This is a genomic window from Streptomyces sp. ATexAB-D23 (genome assembly GCF_000373645.1).
Classification (GTDB): domain Bacteria; phylum Actinomycetota; class Actinomycetes; order Streptomycetales; family Streptomycetaceae; genus Streptomyces; species Streptomyces castrisilvae.
Map to the genome: position 1 here is coordinate 1 of NZ_KB892017.1, position 13767 is coordinate 13767.

The 13767-nt window shown below is 72.0% G+C and carries 15 protein-coding genes; 4 read left to right on the forward strand and 11 right to left on the reverse strand.

The genetic code is table 11. From position 1 onward, the window contains the following. Together B082_RS36240 and glsA are read left to right on the forward strand one after the other, a co-directional pair. Positions 1 to 1182 (forward strand): IS200/IS605 family element transposase accessory protein TnpB (locus B082_RS36240; RefSeq protein WP_018553061.1); only part of this gene is annotated, 1182 nt, incomplete at its 5' end. Between the two features lie 64 nt (positions 1183 to 1246). Next, a complete protein-coding gene (gene glsA / locus B082_RS0117250) occupies positions 1247 to 2278 on the forward strand; it encodes a glutaminase A (protein ID WP_018553062.1) in 1032 nt (343 codons plus the stop codon). A 23-nt stretch (positions 2279 to 2301) separates the two neighbouring features. Here the strand turns inward: glsA and B082_RS0117255 are convergent, their stop codons facing one another. Both B082_RS0117255 and B082_RS0117260 read right to left on the reverse strand, forming a co-directional pair. Continuing rightward, complete coding sequence (locus tag B082_RS0117255) at positions 2302 to 2550, reverse strand: DUF397 domain-containing protein (RefSeq protein WP_018553063.1); 249 nt, start codon at positions 2548 to 2550, stop codon at positions 2302 to 2304. After that, the gene (locus tag B082_RS0117260) at positions 2547 to 3311 is read right to left on the reverse strand and encodes a DUF5753 domain-containing protein (RefSeq protein ID WP_037710382.1); all 765 of its coding nucleotides are present in this window, start codon (positions 3309 to 3311) and stop codon (positions 2547 to 2549) included. Before B082_RS0117260 ends, B082_RS0117255 begins: the two co-directional genes overlap by 4 nt. A 135-nt stretch (positions 3312 to 3446) precedes the next feature. Between B082_RS0117260 and B082_RS0117265 the strand changes: the two genes are divergently transcribed. Beyond that, positions 3447 to 3851 carry a hypothetical protein gene (locus B082_RS0117265; protein WP_018553065.1) on the forward strand — a complete coding sequence of 135 codons (405 nt, stop codon included), beginning with the start codon at positions 3447 to 3449 and terminating at the stop codon, positions 3849 to 3851. 5 nt (positions 3852 to 3856) lie between these two features. Here B082_RS0117265 and B082_RS0117270 read toward each other — a convergent pair whose 3' ends face one another. Continuing rightward, complete coding sequence (locus B082_RS0117270; RefSeq protein ID WP_026249890.1) at positions 3857 to 4504, reverse strand: TetR/AcrR family transcriptional regulator; 648 nt, start codon at positions 4502 to 4504, stop codon at positions 3857 to 3859. A gap of 160 nt (positions 4505 to 4664) precedes the next feature. On the opposite strand from B082_RS0117270, the gene B082_RS0117275 reads away from it, so the two are divergent. Further along, positions 4665 to 6128, forward strand: a complete 1464-nt coding sequence (locus B082_RS0117275) for an MFS transporter (RefSeq protein WP_026249891.1) — start codon at positions 4665 to 4667, stop codon at positions 6126 to 6128. A gap of 30 nt (positions 6129 to 6158) precedes the next feature. Here the strand turns inward: B082_RS0117275 and B082_RS39895 are convergent, their stop codons facing one another. The 8 genes from B082_RS39895 to B082_RS0117315 all read right to left on the reverse strand — a co-directional run bounded on the left by B082_RS39895 (position 6159) and on the right by B082_RS0117315 (position 13758). Continuing rightward, positions 6159 to 6911 carry a zinc ribbon domain-containing protein gene (locus B082_RS39895; protein ID WP_234018174.1) on the reverse strand — a complete coding sequence of 251 codons (753 nt, stop codon included), beginning with the start codon at positions 6909 to 6911 and terminating at the stop codon, positions 6159 to 6161. A 514-nt stretch (positions 6912 to 7425) separates the two neighbouring features. Further along, positions 7426 to 7992 carry a phage tail protein gene (locus tag B082_RS0117285; protein WP_018553069.1) on the reverse strand — a complete coding sequence of 189 codons (567 nt, stop codon included), beginning with the start codon at positions 7990 to 7992 and terminating at the stop codon, positions 7426 to 7428. Further along, on the reverse strand, positions 7989 to 9950 hold the full coding sequence (locus B082_RS0117290; RefSeq protein WP_018553070.1) for a putative baseplate assembly protein: 1962 nt from the start codon (positions 9948 to 9950) through the stop codon (positions 7989 to 7991). The genes B082_RS0117285 and B082_RS0117290 overlap by 4 nt, the downstream gene beginning before the upstream one ends. Next, positions 9950 to 10375, reverse strand: coding sequence for a GPW/gp25 family protein (locus B082_RS0117295; RefSeq protein WP_018553071.1), 426 nt, complete (start codon positions 10373 to 10375; stop codon positions 9950 to 9952). The genes B082_RS0117290 and B082_RS0117295 overlap by 1 nt, the downstream gene beginning before the upstream one ends. Continuing rightward, positions 10372 to 10689: a PAAR domain-containing protein gene (locus B082_RS0117300; protein ID WP_018553072.1), complete on the reverse strand. Its 318-nt coding sequence runs from the start codon at positions 10687 to 10689 to the stop codon at positions 10372 to 10374. The genes B082_RS0117295 and B082_RS0117300 overlap by 4 nt, the downstream gene beginning before the upstream one ends. 69 nt (positions 10690 to 10758) lie before the next feature. Continuing rightward, positions 10759 to 12528, reverse strand: a complete 1770-nt coding sequence (locus B082_RS0117305; RefSeq protein WP_018553073.1) for a VgrG-related protein — start codon at positions 12526 to 12528, stop codon at positions 10759 to 10761. Next, on the reverse strand, positions 12525 to 13262 hold the full coding sequence (locus B082_RS0117310) for a LysM peptidoglycan-binding domain-containing protein (protein ID WP_018553074.1): 738 nt from the start codon (positions 13260 to 13262) through the stop codon (positions 12525 to 12527). Before B082_RS0117310 ends, B082_RS0117305 begins: the two co-directional genes overlap by 4 nt. A 70-nt stretch (positions 13263 to 13332) precedes the next feature. Further along, positions 13333 to 13758 (reverse strand): phage tail protein, encoded by a 426-nt coding sequence (locus B082_RS0117315; RefSeq protein WP_018553075.1) that lies wholly within the window; start codon positions 13756 to 13758, stop codon positions 13333 to 13335. Positions 13759 to 13767 lie beyond the last annotated feature (9 nt).

The following is a 13767-nucleotide window of genomic DNA, read 5'->3' on the forward strand; positions in this document are numbered from 1 at the left end:
CTGGAGGACCGGCTTGCGGCTGCTGTCGCGGACTGGCGGGCGGGGCGGGTGCGGGTGGTGCGGGGCGGGAAGCGCCTGTTGAACACCCGCCATCACCTGGCCGAGGCCGGGCTGAGCGAGGAGGAGTGGCGTCAGCGGTGGGAGACGGAGCGGTGGTTTCTGGCGGCGGACGGTGAGTCGGGCAAGCGGTACGGGAACGAGACCATCCGCGTCACCCCGCAGGGCCGGGTCAGCGTCAAGCTCCCCGCCCCCTTGGCCCACTTGGCCAACAACGCGCACGGCCGCTACACCCTCACCTCGCCGGTGGTGTTCGCGCACCGGGGTGGTGAGTGGGCCGACCGCGTCGAAGGCAACCGTGCTGTGGCCTATCGCATCCACTACGACACCGGCCGGGACCGCTGGTACCTGACCGCGTCCTGGCAACGTCCTGCCGTGCAGACGATGCCTCTGGCAGCGGCGCGGGCGGGGGGTGTGATCGGGGTGGACACCAACGCCGATCACTTTGCCGCCTACCACCTCGACCCCCACGGCAACCCGGTCGGCAACCCCCACCGCTTTCCCTACGACCTGTCCAAAACGGCCGCACACCGTGACGCGCAGGTCCGCCACGCCCTCACCCGCCTCCTGCACTGGGCGAAGCAGACCGGCGTCACCGCGATCGCGATCGAAGACCTGGACTTCAGCGCGGAGAAGACGCGGGAGAAGCACGGGCGCAGGAAGCGTTTCCGGCAGCTGATCTCCGGCCTGCCCACCGGCAGGCTCAAGGCCCGCCTTGTCTCCATGGCCGCCGAGCACGGTCTCGCGATCATCGCGGTCGACCCCGCCTACACCTCACGGTGGGGTGGCCAGCACTGGCAGAAGCCACTGACCACACCCCGCCGGAAGATGTCCCGTCACGATGCCGCCGGTATCGCGATCGGGAGACGCGCCCTCGGACACCCGATCCGGCGTCGGACGACACCGCCCCGTGCGCACCAGAGCGATACGCACGGGCATCGGACCGCCCAGGCCGCACCAGGTGCCCCAGGGCGTGAGGGACCCCGCCCCCGCATCCCCGGACCACGGACACGATCCGTGCCACCGGACACGGCGAGAACGCGGGCAACCAGGACACCCAAAACCGTTCGGGATGTCCGCAGTGCCCGGGTATGGGTCCAAGACTCACTCCTGCTCACTGAATAGGAACGGTACAGGTGGGTGGTCGGGAGCGGTTCCGGCGACCGGGACGAGCATCAGGAGGCACTGGATGGCCGGCGTGATCCACAACACCGGGGACGTCGCGGACTCCCGCACCGCGCAGGCGGCCGTCTCCACCGGGCGGCTCCCCACGGCCGACGCCGTCCGGGCGGCCCTGGACGGCGTGCGCCGGCGGTTCCAGGAGGACCGCGAAGGGGAGGTCCCCGACTACATCCCGGAACTCGCCGAGGTCGATCCCGAGCTGTTCGGCATCGCCGTCGCCCACGTCAGCGGCAATGTGTTCACGGCCGGCGACGCGGACCACCCGTTCTCGATCCAGTCGGTCTCCAAGCCGTTCGTCTTCGCCCTCGTCAACCACGAACTCGGGCGCGACACCGTCCGCCGGCGGATCGGGGTCAACAGCACGGGCCTGCCGTTCAACTCGGTCCTGGCCGTCGAGCTGAATCACGGCAGCCCGATGAACCCCATGGTCAACGCGGGGGCCCTGGCCACCACGGCCCTGGTGCCGGGCGCGTCGCCCATGGAGCGCTGGGAGTTCATCCGCCACGGCCTCTCCCGCTTCGCGGGCCGGGAGCTGTGCCTGGACGAGCAGGTGTACGCCTCCGAGTCCGGCACCAACCAGCGCAACGAGTCGATCGCCCGCCTGCTCGACAGCTACGGCGCCCTCGCCCGGGACCCCGTCGCGACCACCGACCTCTACACCCGGCAGTGCTCCGTGACCGTCTCCGCCCGCGACCTCGCGGTCATGGGCGCGACCCTGGCCAACGGCGGCGTCTGCCCCCTCACGGGCGAGCAGGTCGTGGACGCCGGAGTCTGCCGCGACACCCTCTCCGCGCTGGCCACGGCAGGTCTGTACGAGCGCAGTGGCGACTGGCTGTACGAGGTCGGCATGCCCGGCAAGAGCGGCGTCTCCGGAGGCATCATCACCGTCGCCCCCGGCAAGGGCGGGCTCGGCGTGTTCTCACCCCGCCTGGACGAGGCCGGCAACAGCGTCCGCGGCCAGCGCGTCGCCCACTTCCTGTCCGGAGCGCTCGGCATGGACCTGTTCGCCTCCACACCCCACACGAAGGCGGCCGGCTGAACGGCCGCCCCCGGACTCGGTGGTCAGTTCGCGGTCGCGTGGTCCAGGAACGCGGTCCAGGCGGTCGGGGCGACGGCGAAGGTCGGGCCGTCGGTGACCTTGGAATCGCGGACGTGGACGGTGTGGGGGCAGGTGGCCACCTCTACGCAGGCGCCGCCTTCGTTATTGCTGTAGCTGGACTTGTGCCAGGCGTAGGCCACTTCGATGCACTCGCCGCCCTCGTTGTTGCTGTAACTGGACTTGAACCAGGTCAGTCCGGGTCCGGTCTTCACAGTTGTGCCGCCTTCTTCTGGATGAGCTCCGCAGACTCCCAGGGCGTCAACGCCTGGGCACGCAGGGTGCCGAAGAGGTCGAAGAGGTCACTGACCCGTTCGGGCTTGGAGATCAACGTAGCGCCCCCTTGCCCCTCCTGATACACGAGGTGTCGGCCTTCCTTCGTGGCCATCAGCTTCATCGGTCCGTTCAGGCCCGCGTGGGTGTGGCGCCGAGTGGGCATCACCTGAAGCGTCAGGTGGTTCATCGTTCGCATGCACTCCAGAAGGTGCAGAAGCTGCTCCTTGAGCACCGCCTCGCCGCCTAGCGGACGCTCCAGGACCGATTCCTCGATCACGTACCCCACGCGCGGGGGCATCTCCCGGTCCAACACCGCGCGCCGCTCCATCCGGGCCGCGACGTGCTGCACGATCTCCTGCTCCGTGTACGCCGGTACTCGCGCCTCGTACAGCGCTCGTGCGTACGCCTCGGTCTGAAGGAGCCCAGGAATCAGCAATGCCTCGTACGCACTGATGACGCGCGCGGTCCGCTCCAGCCTCACCCAGTCCAAGATTTTGGCCGGGTACTTCTCCTCGTCCACCAGATCGCAGCACGCCTTCAGCGCCCCGTTCGCCCGGTACAGGACCTCGGCGTCCGTGAGCAGGTCCAGCGACGGGATGCGCTCCGCGCGTTCCACCGCGCCCAGCAGCGATTCCGAGACGAGCAGGCGCTCCGACGCCGTCTTCTGCGTGAACCTCGCCTGCACCCGGTGAATGCGCATCAACTCCCCTACGAGCCTGCGCCCGTGACTCACCTCTTCGCTCGTCCCCACAGACCACCGCCCCTTCCTCACATCGCCCTGATGTGGATCGTGTCCTCCTGGTCACGCTACGCACGCACGGGAATGCTTAATGCCATGACGCAGAAGAATCTCCCCGAATGGGTTCCCTCCTCGGGGCTCCAACTCCACCTCACCGGCATCCACTTCGACGCCATCCGGCTGCGCGGTGTCCGGGGCGAGGCGGTGGTGCACCATCTGGTGACGCTCACGGACGGCGATCCCGGGCCGGTGGTGCGGGAGATCGCGGGGGCGCGGTGGACGTACTTCCTGCTGGAGCCCGGGGCGAGCCAGGACTTCGACTGGCCGCCCGGCGCGAAGTGCTTCGGGCCGGCCGCGCGGGACCAGTACGTGGGGATTCCGGCGGCGCACGGCAACACGTATCCGCTGAGCTGGCGTTGCGGGGCGCCGGAGGACGGGGACTTCGTGGACGCGGAGTTGCTGCACGGCGTGGTGACCGCGCAGCTCGTGGCCGGGGAGTAGACGGCTCAGGTGCCGGACTGGCGGCGGAGGCCGGCCAGGGTCAGTTCCAGGGCGGCGAGGAACTGCTCCTTGTCGTCGTGGCCGTCGAACTCGTCGACGATCTCGTGCAGGAACGGGTACTCCTCGGCGTCCAGCTCACGCCATATCGAGGCGTAGCGGCCCAGGAACTCCTCGCGGCCCACGGAACCGTCCAGCACCTCCTGGGGCGGTTCCTGGCCCAGATCGGCCGCGCTGCCGACCACGACGGCCACGATCGCCGTGACGGCGTGGAACCGCTGTCGCGGGGTGAGGTCGAGGCGGAGCGTCTGCTGCCCCAGCTTCTCGTAGAGCCGCAGCGCGTTGCCCTGGGCGCCGATGTCCTGCATGAAGCGCCCGCCCAGCCACGGCCGGTCCACGATCGCGTCGAACAGGGTGACGGCCATCACGCGCAGGACATCGATCGGGTCCCCGCTGCGGTCCTGTTTCTCGACGGCCGCCAGGACCCCGCCGAGCACGTGGTCCATGGCGCGTTCGAGCAGGTCGTCCTTGCCCGAGACGTACCAGTAGATGCTGCCGACGCCGGTGCCGAGCCGGGTCGCGAGGGCGCGCAGGGTCAGCGCCGGCTCCCCCGCCTCATCGAGCAGGGCCACCGCTGCGGTGAGGACGGCGTCGATGGAGTGCGAGGCGCGCCGGCGCCCCCGGGTCGGGCGGTCGGCGGGGCGGGGACTGGGGCCGGTCATGGGTCACATCCAATCACGCTTGCCTCATCATCGAACGGCGTTCTATCGTAGAACGTCGTTCGATAGTCGGCGACGTTCCCTGAGGAGGCCCGCCATCGCCACGACCACCACCCCTCCCGCACCCACTCCATCGCGTACGTATTCCTCGCTGCGCGCCGCCTGGATACCTCTGGCCGCGCTCTGCCTGGCCTTCTTCGTCGAGATGGTCGACAACACACTTCTCTCGATCGCGCTGCCCACGATCGGCCGGGACCTCGGCAGCGGCACGACCGCGCTCCAGTGGGTCACCGGCGCGTACTCGCTGACGTTCGGCGGGCTCCTGCTGACGGCAGGGTCGCTGGCAGACCGGCTCGGGCGCCGGCGCGTGCTGCTGGTCGGCCTGGCGGTGTTCGGTCTGCTGAGCCTGGCCGTCGTCGCCGTCACCACCACCGGGGAACTCATCACGTTGCGGGCCGGTCTCGGCATCGCTGCGGCCGCGATGGCCCCCATCACCAACTCACTGGTCTTCCGGCTGTTCGACGACAAGGCGCTGCGGATGCGCGCGATGACGCTGATGATCGTCGTCGGCATGTCCGGCTTCGTCCTCGGCCCGCTGCTGGGCGGCACCGCCCTCGCGCACGTCCGGTGGCAGTGGCTCCTGCTCGTCAACGCCCCGATCGCGCTGATCGCCGCGTTCGGCATCCGCCTCGGCGTCCCGGCCGACCGGCCGCAGGACCTGACGCAGGACAAGCTCGACCTGCCGGGCGCCGCCCTGAGCGTCACCGCCATCGGCCTCGCCTGCTACGCGCTGACCAGCGGTGTCGAGCACGGCTGGCTCTCCGTGAGCACCCTCGCCTCGGTTCTCGGCGCCCTCGCGGCGGGGATCGCGTTCGTGTGGCACGAGCGCCGCAGCGCGGCACCCATGCTGGACCTCCGCCTCTTCGCCAACGGCACCGTCCGGGGCGCCGCCATCGCGCAGATCGGCACGGCCATCGCGATGGCAGCGGTGATGTTCGGCCTGATCCTGCACTTCCAGTACGCCTACGGGTGGAGCCCCGTGCGGGCCGGCCTGGCGAACCTGCCGCTCATCGTGACCATGATCGCGGCGACTCCCCTGTCCGAGTGGCTCGCGGGAAGGTTCGGCCACCGCGTCGCCTGCCTGGTCGGCGCCGCCTGCCTGGCCGGCTCGCTGGGCGCCCTGTCCTGGGGCGTCGACCACGGGTACGGCGTCATCGCGGCGTGCATGGTCCTGATGACCATCGGGCTGCGCACCATCATGACGATCTGCGCCATCGCGCTCGTCGACGCGATGCCGGAGAACCGCACGTCCATCGGTACGGCGCTCAACGACACCGCCCAGGAGGTCGGAACCAGCATCGGCACCGCCGTGGTCGGCACCCTGATCGCCGCGATGGTCACCACGCAGCTGCCCGCGGGCGCCTGGAGCAGCGCCCTGGTGGCGTCCTTCTTCCACGGCGAGCGGATCACCTACGCCGTGCTGGCGGTCGTCGTCGGCCTGGTCGCGGCCGGCGGCGCGCTGACCCTCACCGACTCCCGCGCCACCGAGGAGGCCCACTGAGGCCGGCGGCGCGGGAGGACGGCGCCACCCTCACGTGCGCTTGAAGTACTCGATCTCCCCCAGGGCGATCGGGCCTCCGCCCTCCTGCCCCGCCGCCTCCCGCACGACGAACTCGATCGAGACGACGTCGCTGATGCCGGTCCGCAGCGTCTGCTTTCCGGGCCGGTCCCCGAGAGGCATGGCCTCCTCGTGGACCGTGCCGTCCTTCGACTTGATGATCAGGTCGGCCTTGACCGGCCTCCCGCCCGTCTTGAAGACCTCGGGCTTCTTCGACACCCCGGTGTAGACCGTGACACCGACCAGCCGGAACGGCTCGTCGAACTCGGCGGTCAGCGAGTCGCCGACCTTCTCCGCGCCCCAGTAGGTGTTCGTCACCGTGTCTATGGCCTCCATCGCCGGGTGCCCGGGGGCGGCGGCGCTCGCGGAGACGTGTTCGGGGCTGATCTGTGCCGTGCCGCCGCGCTTGTCGCGTACGTCCTCGAACACGTACCGCCCGGCCGGGATCAGCAGATAGCCCGCGACCAGGAGACCCGCTGTCACCAGGGCGATCAGGCTCGCCCGCAGCAGCCTGCCCGAGCCCGCCCGCACCCGGCGGTTGAACGGCCACCGCGTCCGCCACCAGGGCAGCGGCGCGGCCTGCGCCCGCGGCTTCAGCGGGGAGGCGCAGTTGCGGCAGAACGTACGGCCCGGCCGGTTGGGCGTCCCGCACGACGGGCACGGCTCGCCGTCCGGCTCCTCGTCCACCGCCACCGGCCTGACGGTCGGCCGCGCGGCGATCGGCACGCCGGGCCGCACCGCCCCCACGGGCTCGTCGGCGGGCTCCGGCTCGGGTTCCGGTCGCGGACTCGGCTCCGGCCGTGCCGGCCGCACCGGTTGTACGGGGGCGGGCGCGGGCGCGGGAGCGGGAGCGGGAGCGGGAGCGGCCGGTTGTACGGGGGCGCGGCTCGGCGCCGGGGGTGTGGGCGGGGGCGTGGATGCGGACGGGGGCGTCGCTTCCGGTTCCGGTGCCGGGGGTGCCGGGGCCGTGCTCGGTTCCGGGGTCGGGGTCGGTGCAGGGGTCGGGGTCGGTGGCGGTGCCGGTGCCGAGGGCGAGGTCGGGGCCGCCGGGGTCGGGGCCGGGGTCACGGCCGTCGGGGTCGTAGCCGTAGCCGCCGGTTCCGGTTCCGGCGTCGGTTCCGGTGCCGGTGGCTCCGGCCGGGCGCTCCTCGTCGACCAGCCCAAGTACGTACCGCAGCTCCCGCAGAAGTCCTCGTTCTCGTCGTTGGCGGCGCCGCAGGCCGGGCACGGGCGCGTCATGTCAGGCTCCTGTCTCGTCGGCCGGGGCGCCCGGCAGGATCTCCACCCGGCAGGTGAGGTGAGCCGGGCACGAGGCACGGACGACGGTCAGGACGCGGGCCGCGTCCACCGTGCGTCCGGCCGGGGGCCTGACCCGTACCAGCAGTTCCCCGGTCGGGGCAGGAGGGAGTTCTCCCCCCGCCTCCGACGACCAAACCGCGCCGCCGCCGTCCTGGATGTCGGCCTCGACGCCGAAGCAGAGCCGCAGGTGTTCCGTGAGGCCCCGGCGGGTGCCGCGCCAGCGGTGGAGTTCGACGGCGCGGGCGACTGCCGCGCGGCGCAGGGCCACCGGCCAGGACGGGTCGATGCCCGCGTCGACCCAGGACGACAGCCAGGGCAGGAAGTCCTCGGGGGCGAGCGCGGGATCGAAGTAGGCCGGGAGGTTGTCCAGGGTGGACAGGATGGGGGCCAGGACCGTGTCCAGGCCCGCCGTGAAGCGCTGGGCGAGGTCGTCGTCCGCGTACAGGGCGGGCAGCAGCGCGCCGATCGGGTAGCGGCTGGGGAGTCCGGGGACGGCGGCCCTGGTCATCGGCGCTCACCGGGCCCGGACACCGTGACGGCGATCTGGTGCTGGTGGGAGAAGACCAGGGCGTCGGCCGCGACGTCGATGCGGTCGGCAGCCCCGCCGCGCCGGCCGGTGAGCGGGTCGGCGGGGAACAGCCGGACCTCCTCCACCAGACGCACCCCGGGCACGCCCTGGAGTACCGCGAACACCTCGCCGTACTGCACGGGCCTGCCGAAGGGCCAGCCGGTGCCGTCCGCACCGCCCCGCAGCGGGTCGATGTGGCGGAACAGGGCGTCGAGCGCGGCGCCCCTGACCCGGTCCGCCTCGCCCTCGTCCGCCACCAGGTTCGCGACGACGGTGACGCCCTGGTAGGCGGGGGGTTCCACGATCAGGCGGGTGCCGACGAGCCGGCGTTCGTCGAGCCGGGCGGCCACGGCGGCGAGCACCGGGTCCGGCGGGATCAGCTGCTCGAACCGCAGCCGGCCGCCCTCGTCCGGGACCGCGTCCGGCACGACCAGGACCCGTACGGCGCCGCCCTCGCCCGCGACGGCGGGCAGGCAGCGGACCCGGCGCAGCGAGGGGGCGGCCTCCCGGGCGATGACCTCGTGGTCCTCGGCCGTGACGGCGCGCTCCTGGACGCGCAGGATCTGGGGTGCGCGCGCCTTCGCGTTCTCAACGGTCTCGCCGTCGACCCCGCCGCGCGCCGCCTCGCGGTTGTCGACCCCCGCGACGTACGGGACGGAGCTGCGCAGGACGCGGATGGCGCCGCGCGCCACATTGCCCGCGGCCCCGCCGCCCGTGCGGTACTGGGCGATCCGGAGCTGGGCGCCCTTCGGGGGCACCGCCCCGTAGGCGCGCATCGTGCCGTCCGCCTCGCGGACCTCCGGCGGGAAGGCGAACCGGCCGGTGACGGCGTCGATCCGGACGTGCCGGTCGCCCGGGGAGGAGGCGCCGAAGTGCTCCACCGGGGTCCAGGTCTGCCAGCCCCGGTCCGACGACACCTGGACGGCGGGGGGTTCCGCGTCCAGCAGGATCGGCGTGCGGGGTACGGAGAACGTCTGCCCCGCGACGCCCTCGGAGGTGCCGAGCGGGACGTCGAGCACCGTCTCCGCGTGCTCGACGCCCATGGTGCCGCCGACGGTGAAGACCTCGGCCTCGCGGATCGTCGGGGACTCCGCGTAGAAGGGCTGACCGGGCGCCGCCTCGGTGACGCGGCAGCGCAGCCATCCGGCGCGGGTGCCTGCCGTGACGGACGCGGTGTGCCCGGCGGGCACGAACACCGTTATCTCACCGGGCTTGTTGAGCCCGCCCGTGGAGTCGGTGCCGGTCGCGCACGGCACCCAGCGGGCGCCGTCCCACGCCTCCCACACCAGCGGCGGCTGCCGGGGGTCGACGCCGACGCCCTCCACCCGGCTGTCCAGGCGTACGGCGACGATGCACCGGGGGACGGCGGTGGGCAGCCCGAACAGCAGGGCGTCACCGGGCGCGGGCCGGGGCTGGAAGCAGGGGATGTCCTTGCCCTCGCCGAGCGGCCCGGTGCGGTCGGTCTGCTCGCCGGAGGCCGGGACGGTGACCAGCCGGATCAGGGAACTCGGCACGATCGCCAGGTCATCCTCGGTCGAGAAGACCACCGCCTCCTCGGTCTCGCCGCGTGCGGTGGCGACCTCCGTGCCGGCCGGGAGGCGCACGGTGTCCGGCTGCGGCGCGGACAGCCAGAAGTCGACGTCGGCGCGGGCGGCCGTCGGCGGGAACAGCTGCACGCCCAGCAGATCGAGGAAGGCGAAGTAGTTCCGGTCGGGCACCCGGTTCAGCCGGTACAGCAGCTGGTCGACCATGTACGCGAACGTCTCGATCAGTGTGACCCCGGGGTCCGACACGTTGTGGTCGGTCCACTCGGGCGAGCGCTGCTGGACATAACGCTTGGCCTCGTCCACGAGCTGCTGGAAGCGCCGGTCGTCCAGGTTGGGCGGGGGCAGGGACATCAGCGGGCTCCCGTTTCCGCGACGCCGCCGGACGACGGGATCGTGTAGAAGGGGAAGACGAGGTTGCGCAGGTTGTTGGTGGACCGCACGGTGTAGTGCACGTCGATGTAGAGGGTGCCCTCCTCGACGGTGTCGAAGGCGACGACCACGTCCCGTACGTCGATGCGCGGTTCCCACCGCTCCAGCGACACCCGCACCTCGTGGGCGATGCGCCCCGCCGTCGCGCCGTCGCCGGGCGCGAAGACGTAGTCGTGGATGCCGCAGCCGAACTCGGGGCGCATCGGCCGCTCCCCGGGCGCGGTGCCCAGCACCAGACCGATGGCCTCCTCGATCTCCTGCTCGCGCTCGACCATGCCGATGCCGCCCGTGGCGCCGACCCGCAGCGGGAAGCCCCAGCCGCGTCCGATGAATCCGCCCTCGCTCACATCGGGCCTCCGATCAGGACGTTCGGCGCCCCGGCGACGATCTTGGCGCCGCAGCTCGTGGTGTCGCCCATGCGGGCGGCCGGCAGCCCGCCGATCATCACCGCTCCGCCGACCAGGGCCGCCGGGTTCGGCATGACGACGTTCCCCGGGCCGAGCAGGGCGTGCGGGGGGATGACGCACACGTGGAGGCTTCCGGTGACGGCGGCCGGCCTGCCACCGATCAGCACGGTGGCGACGGCCACCGCACCCGGTGGCGGGGTGCCGATGACGCCTCCGTGGACGGTGGGGTCGCCCGTACGGGCTGCGGGGGGCATGGCTGCTGGTCTCCTTGCTGTGTCTGTCTATCTGTATCTGTCTGTATCTGTCTGTCCGTCTGCCTGCGGTCAGTTGATCCGGACGAGGGCCGCCTTCAGGACGGCGAGCAGGCCGCCGTCCACGGTGACGCCGGTCTTGCCGTTGACGGTCACCGACGCCCCCTTCACATGGACGTCGCCCAGACCCGCGTCGAGCGTGATCCCGGACCGGTCGAGGGACAGCGAGCTGAGCACCCGGGACGTGCCGCGCGCGTACACCTTCAGCGCGATCTCGCCCCGCCGCTCGTCGAGCATGACCTCCAACTGCTCGTCCCCGGTGGCGAGCCGCACGCCGGACGGGCCGCGCGGGGTGTCGAGGAGCTCGATCCGGTTGCCCGAACGGGACACCAGGGAGCGGCGGTTGACCTTGCCGCTGGTGGCGTCGACCAGCGGGACGTCGTGCGGGGACGGCTTGTCGACGCCGTTGTAGAGGCCGCCCAGCACATAGGGGCTGTCCAGCAGCCCCTGCTCGAAGCCGACCAGCACCTCGTCGTTGACCTCGGGGCTGAACACCCCGCCGCCGCCCTGCCCGCCCCACTGCACCGTACGGACCCAGTCGGTGACGTAGGTGTCGTCCAGCCAGGGGAACTTCAGCTTCACCGAGCCGCGTTCGCCGCCTCCCCGGCCCTCGCGGATGTCGGTGACCACGCCGATCGCGAGGCCCGGCATGCGGGGGCCCGGCGGGGCCGTGCCGCCCGCTGTGAGCCCGGAGAGGGAACGGTCGGGGGCGGTGCTGACCAGGAGCGTCGTGCGGTAGCCGCCGTGCGGGTCGAGGACGTGGTGGGCGGCCGTGGCGGTGTAGCGGCCGGCGAAGGCGGGGCCGACGTTGCCGAGGGCGACCGGTTCACCGGCCCGCAGCTTGGGGTTGCCCTCGACGACCGCCTCGATCTCCCCGAAGCCGGCGGAGACCCGCGCCGCGACCGCGCCGGCGACCGCGCCCGCCTCGGCCTGGGTCCGGTACGGGGTGTCGGCGACCGTCATCCGGGCGTTCGACCCGAACGCCCCGGCCGCGACGGACGGGCTCGTGCCCGGGACCACCGTCGTGCTGCGCACGGACTGCTCGCGGGCCACCAGCTTCGTCTTGGTCTCCACGTCCCAGCCGCGCACCTCCACACTGTCCGCCCCCTCGGCGCCGGTCAGCACGGCCCTGAGCGCCAGCAGGTTGCGCCCGTACTCCAGCACCATCGGGTGCTTGGTGGCGGAGGTGGACGGGGAGGGCGCCGACGCGGCGGGCTTCGGCTTCACGAACTGCAACACGCCGTTCTCGTCCACCCGTACGTGCGCGCCGCACTCCCCCGCGAGGTACTGGAGGAAGTCCCAGTCCGAGATGTTCGGCTGGGTGAGCTGCTTGTACATGACGGGGGCCGCCTCGACCTTCCCGCAGGCCAGCCCGGCACCCGCGGCGACCTTGCGGACGATGTCGGCGGCCTTCATGTTGCGGAAGGCCACCACCTTGCGCCCGCGCCGCAGCCGGTGCGCCTTGGAGAAGGCCCGGACGACGGTGAAGGAGCCGGTGGTGTCGCTGTCGAGTTCGAGGGCGGTGACCTCTCCGGTGAACAGCCGCTCGCGCGCCTGCTCCTGGACGGTGACCACGGAGATCTTCAGCGGGGTGCCGATCGTGATCCCGGTGGCGGTGAGCAGCGTGTGGTACGGGTCGCGGTAGGTCAGCACGGCGGTGTCCGGGAGGCCGACGTTCTCGTCGACCTCGCAGCGCACCAGCTGGGCCGCCCACGCCTGGGGCAGCTCGCCGGGGGCCTCCACGATCGGGTCGGCGGCGAAGGAACGGGCGGGTCCGGTCACCGGGCTGCCTCCGGGGAGCGGTCTTCGGCGGCACGGTCCTCCAGCGCGGGCACCAGGAGTTCGGTGCCCGGGGCCAGCTGCATGGGGTCGTCGATGTCGTTGGCCTCGGCGATCGTGCGCCAGGCGGTGGCATCGCCGTACTCGCGCCAGGCGAGCAGCGGCAGGCTGTCCCCCGCGACGACGACGTGCATCCGGCGTGCCTCCTTCGACCCGGACGTCGGGTTCTGGCCCGCCAGGTCGACGCTCGCCTCCTCGATGGTCAGCGAGCAGGAGGCGCGCAGCGGCTTCCCGTCCACGTCGAACAGCGTGTACGACACGGAGAGGCTCGACAGGATGCCGTCGAACGACGTCGTCTTCGACGTCCCCCAGTCGAAGCGCACCCAGGGCGTCGAGGGCTTCTTGCGGCCGAGACTGCTCGCGGTGGGCACGCAGGCCGTCATCAGCTGCTCCACAGCCGCCTCCACGGAGTTGTCGTGGGTGGCGGTGGCGTCGAGGAAGACGTCCAGGGACAGCGACCTGGGCCCGCTGCCCACGAACTCCGGCAGGGCGGACTCCTCGGCCGTCCTGGACGGGGTGCGGCGCCACTCGGTGGACTTGGACAGGGAGAGCGACGCCGGGTTGAACTGCAACGTGAGCTGGGCGAGCGTGCCGCCCGGTTTGAGGCCGACGTCCGGCGGCGGCTCCATGAGGGTCAGCTGAGCGCGTGCGCGGCTCGTCCGGGAAGCGGCGGGCATGGGGTTCCTCCTTCCTGCACGTGTCCGTCCCGGTGGGGGCGGTGGGCGTGGCGGGGGTGCGGGTGGTTCATCAGGACGGCACCAGGCCCTCGTGCGCGATCTCCAGGGTCTCGATCGCCGGCTCGGAGCTGGACGGGTCGAAGGAGGGCCCCTGCCAGCGCACCGGCACGATGCCCTGGATCTGCCAGCTGATGATCCGGGTCAGGTTGGGGCGGAGCGCGACGATCTCGCCGTCCTTGCGTTCCACCCGCTGGGTCGTCTCGTTCAGCCAGCGCGCGATCTTCAGGGTGTCGGTGGTGACGGGGCGGGTCAGCGTGATGTTGGTCCAGGTGATCCGGCCCGGCAGCTGCCAGGTGAACCCGTTGTTGCCGCCCTCGGCGTACTGCTCAAGCTCCACCTCGGCGCCGAGCCCCGAGCACGTGTGGAACTGCCCGAGGTCGCTTCCGCCGATGGCGAGCTTGAAGAACACGCTCGTCGCGAAGATGTTGTCCGTCATCTGCTGCTT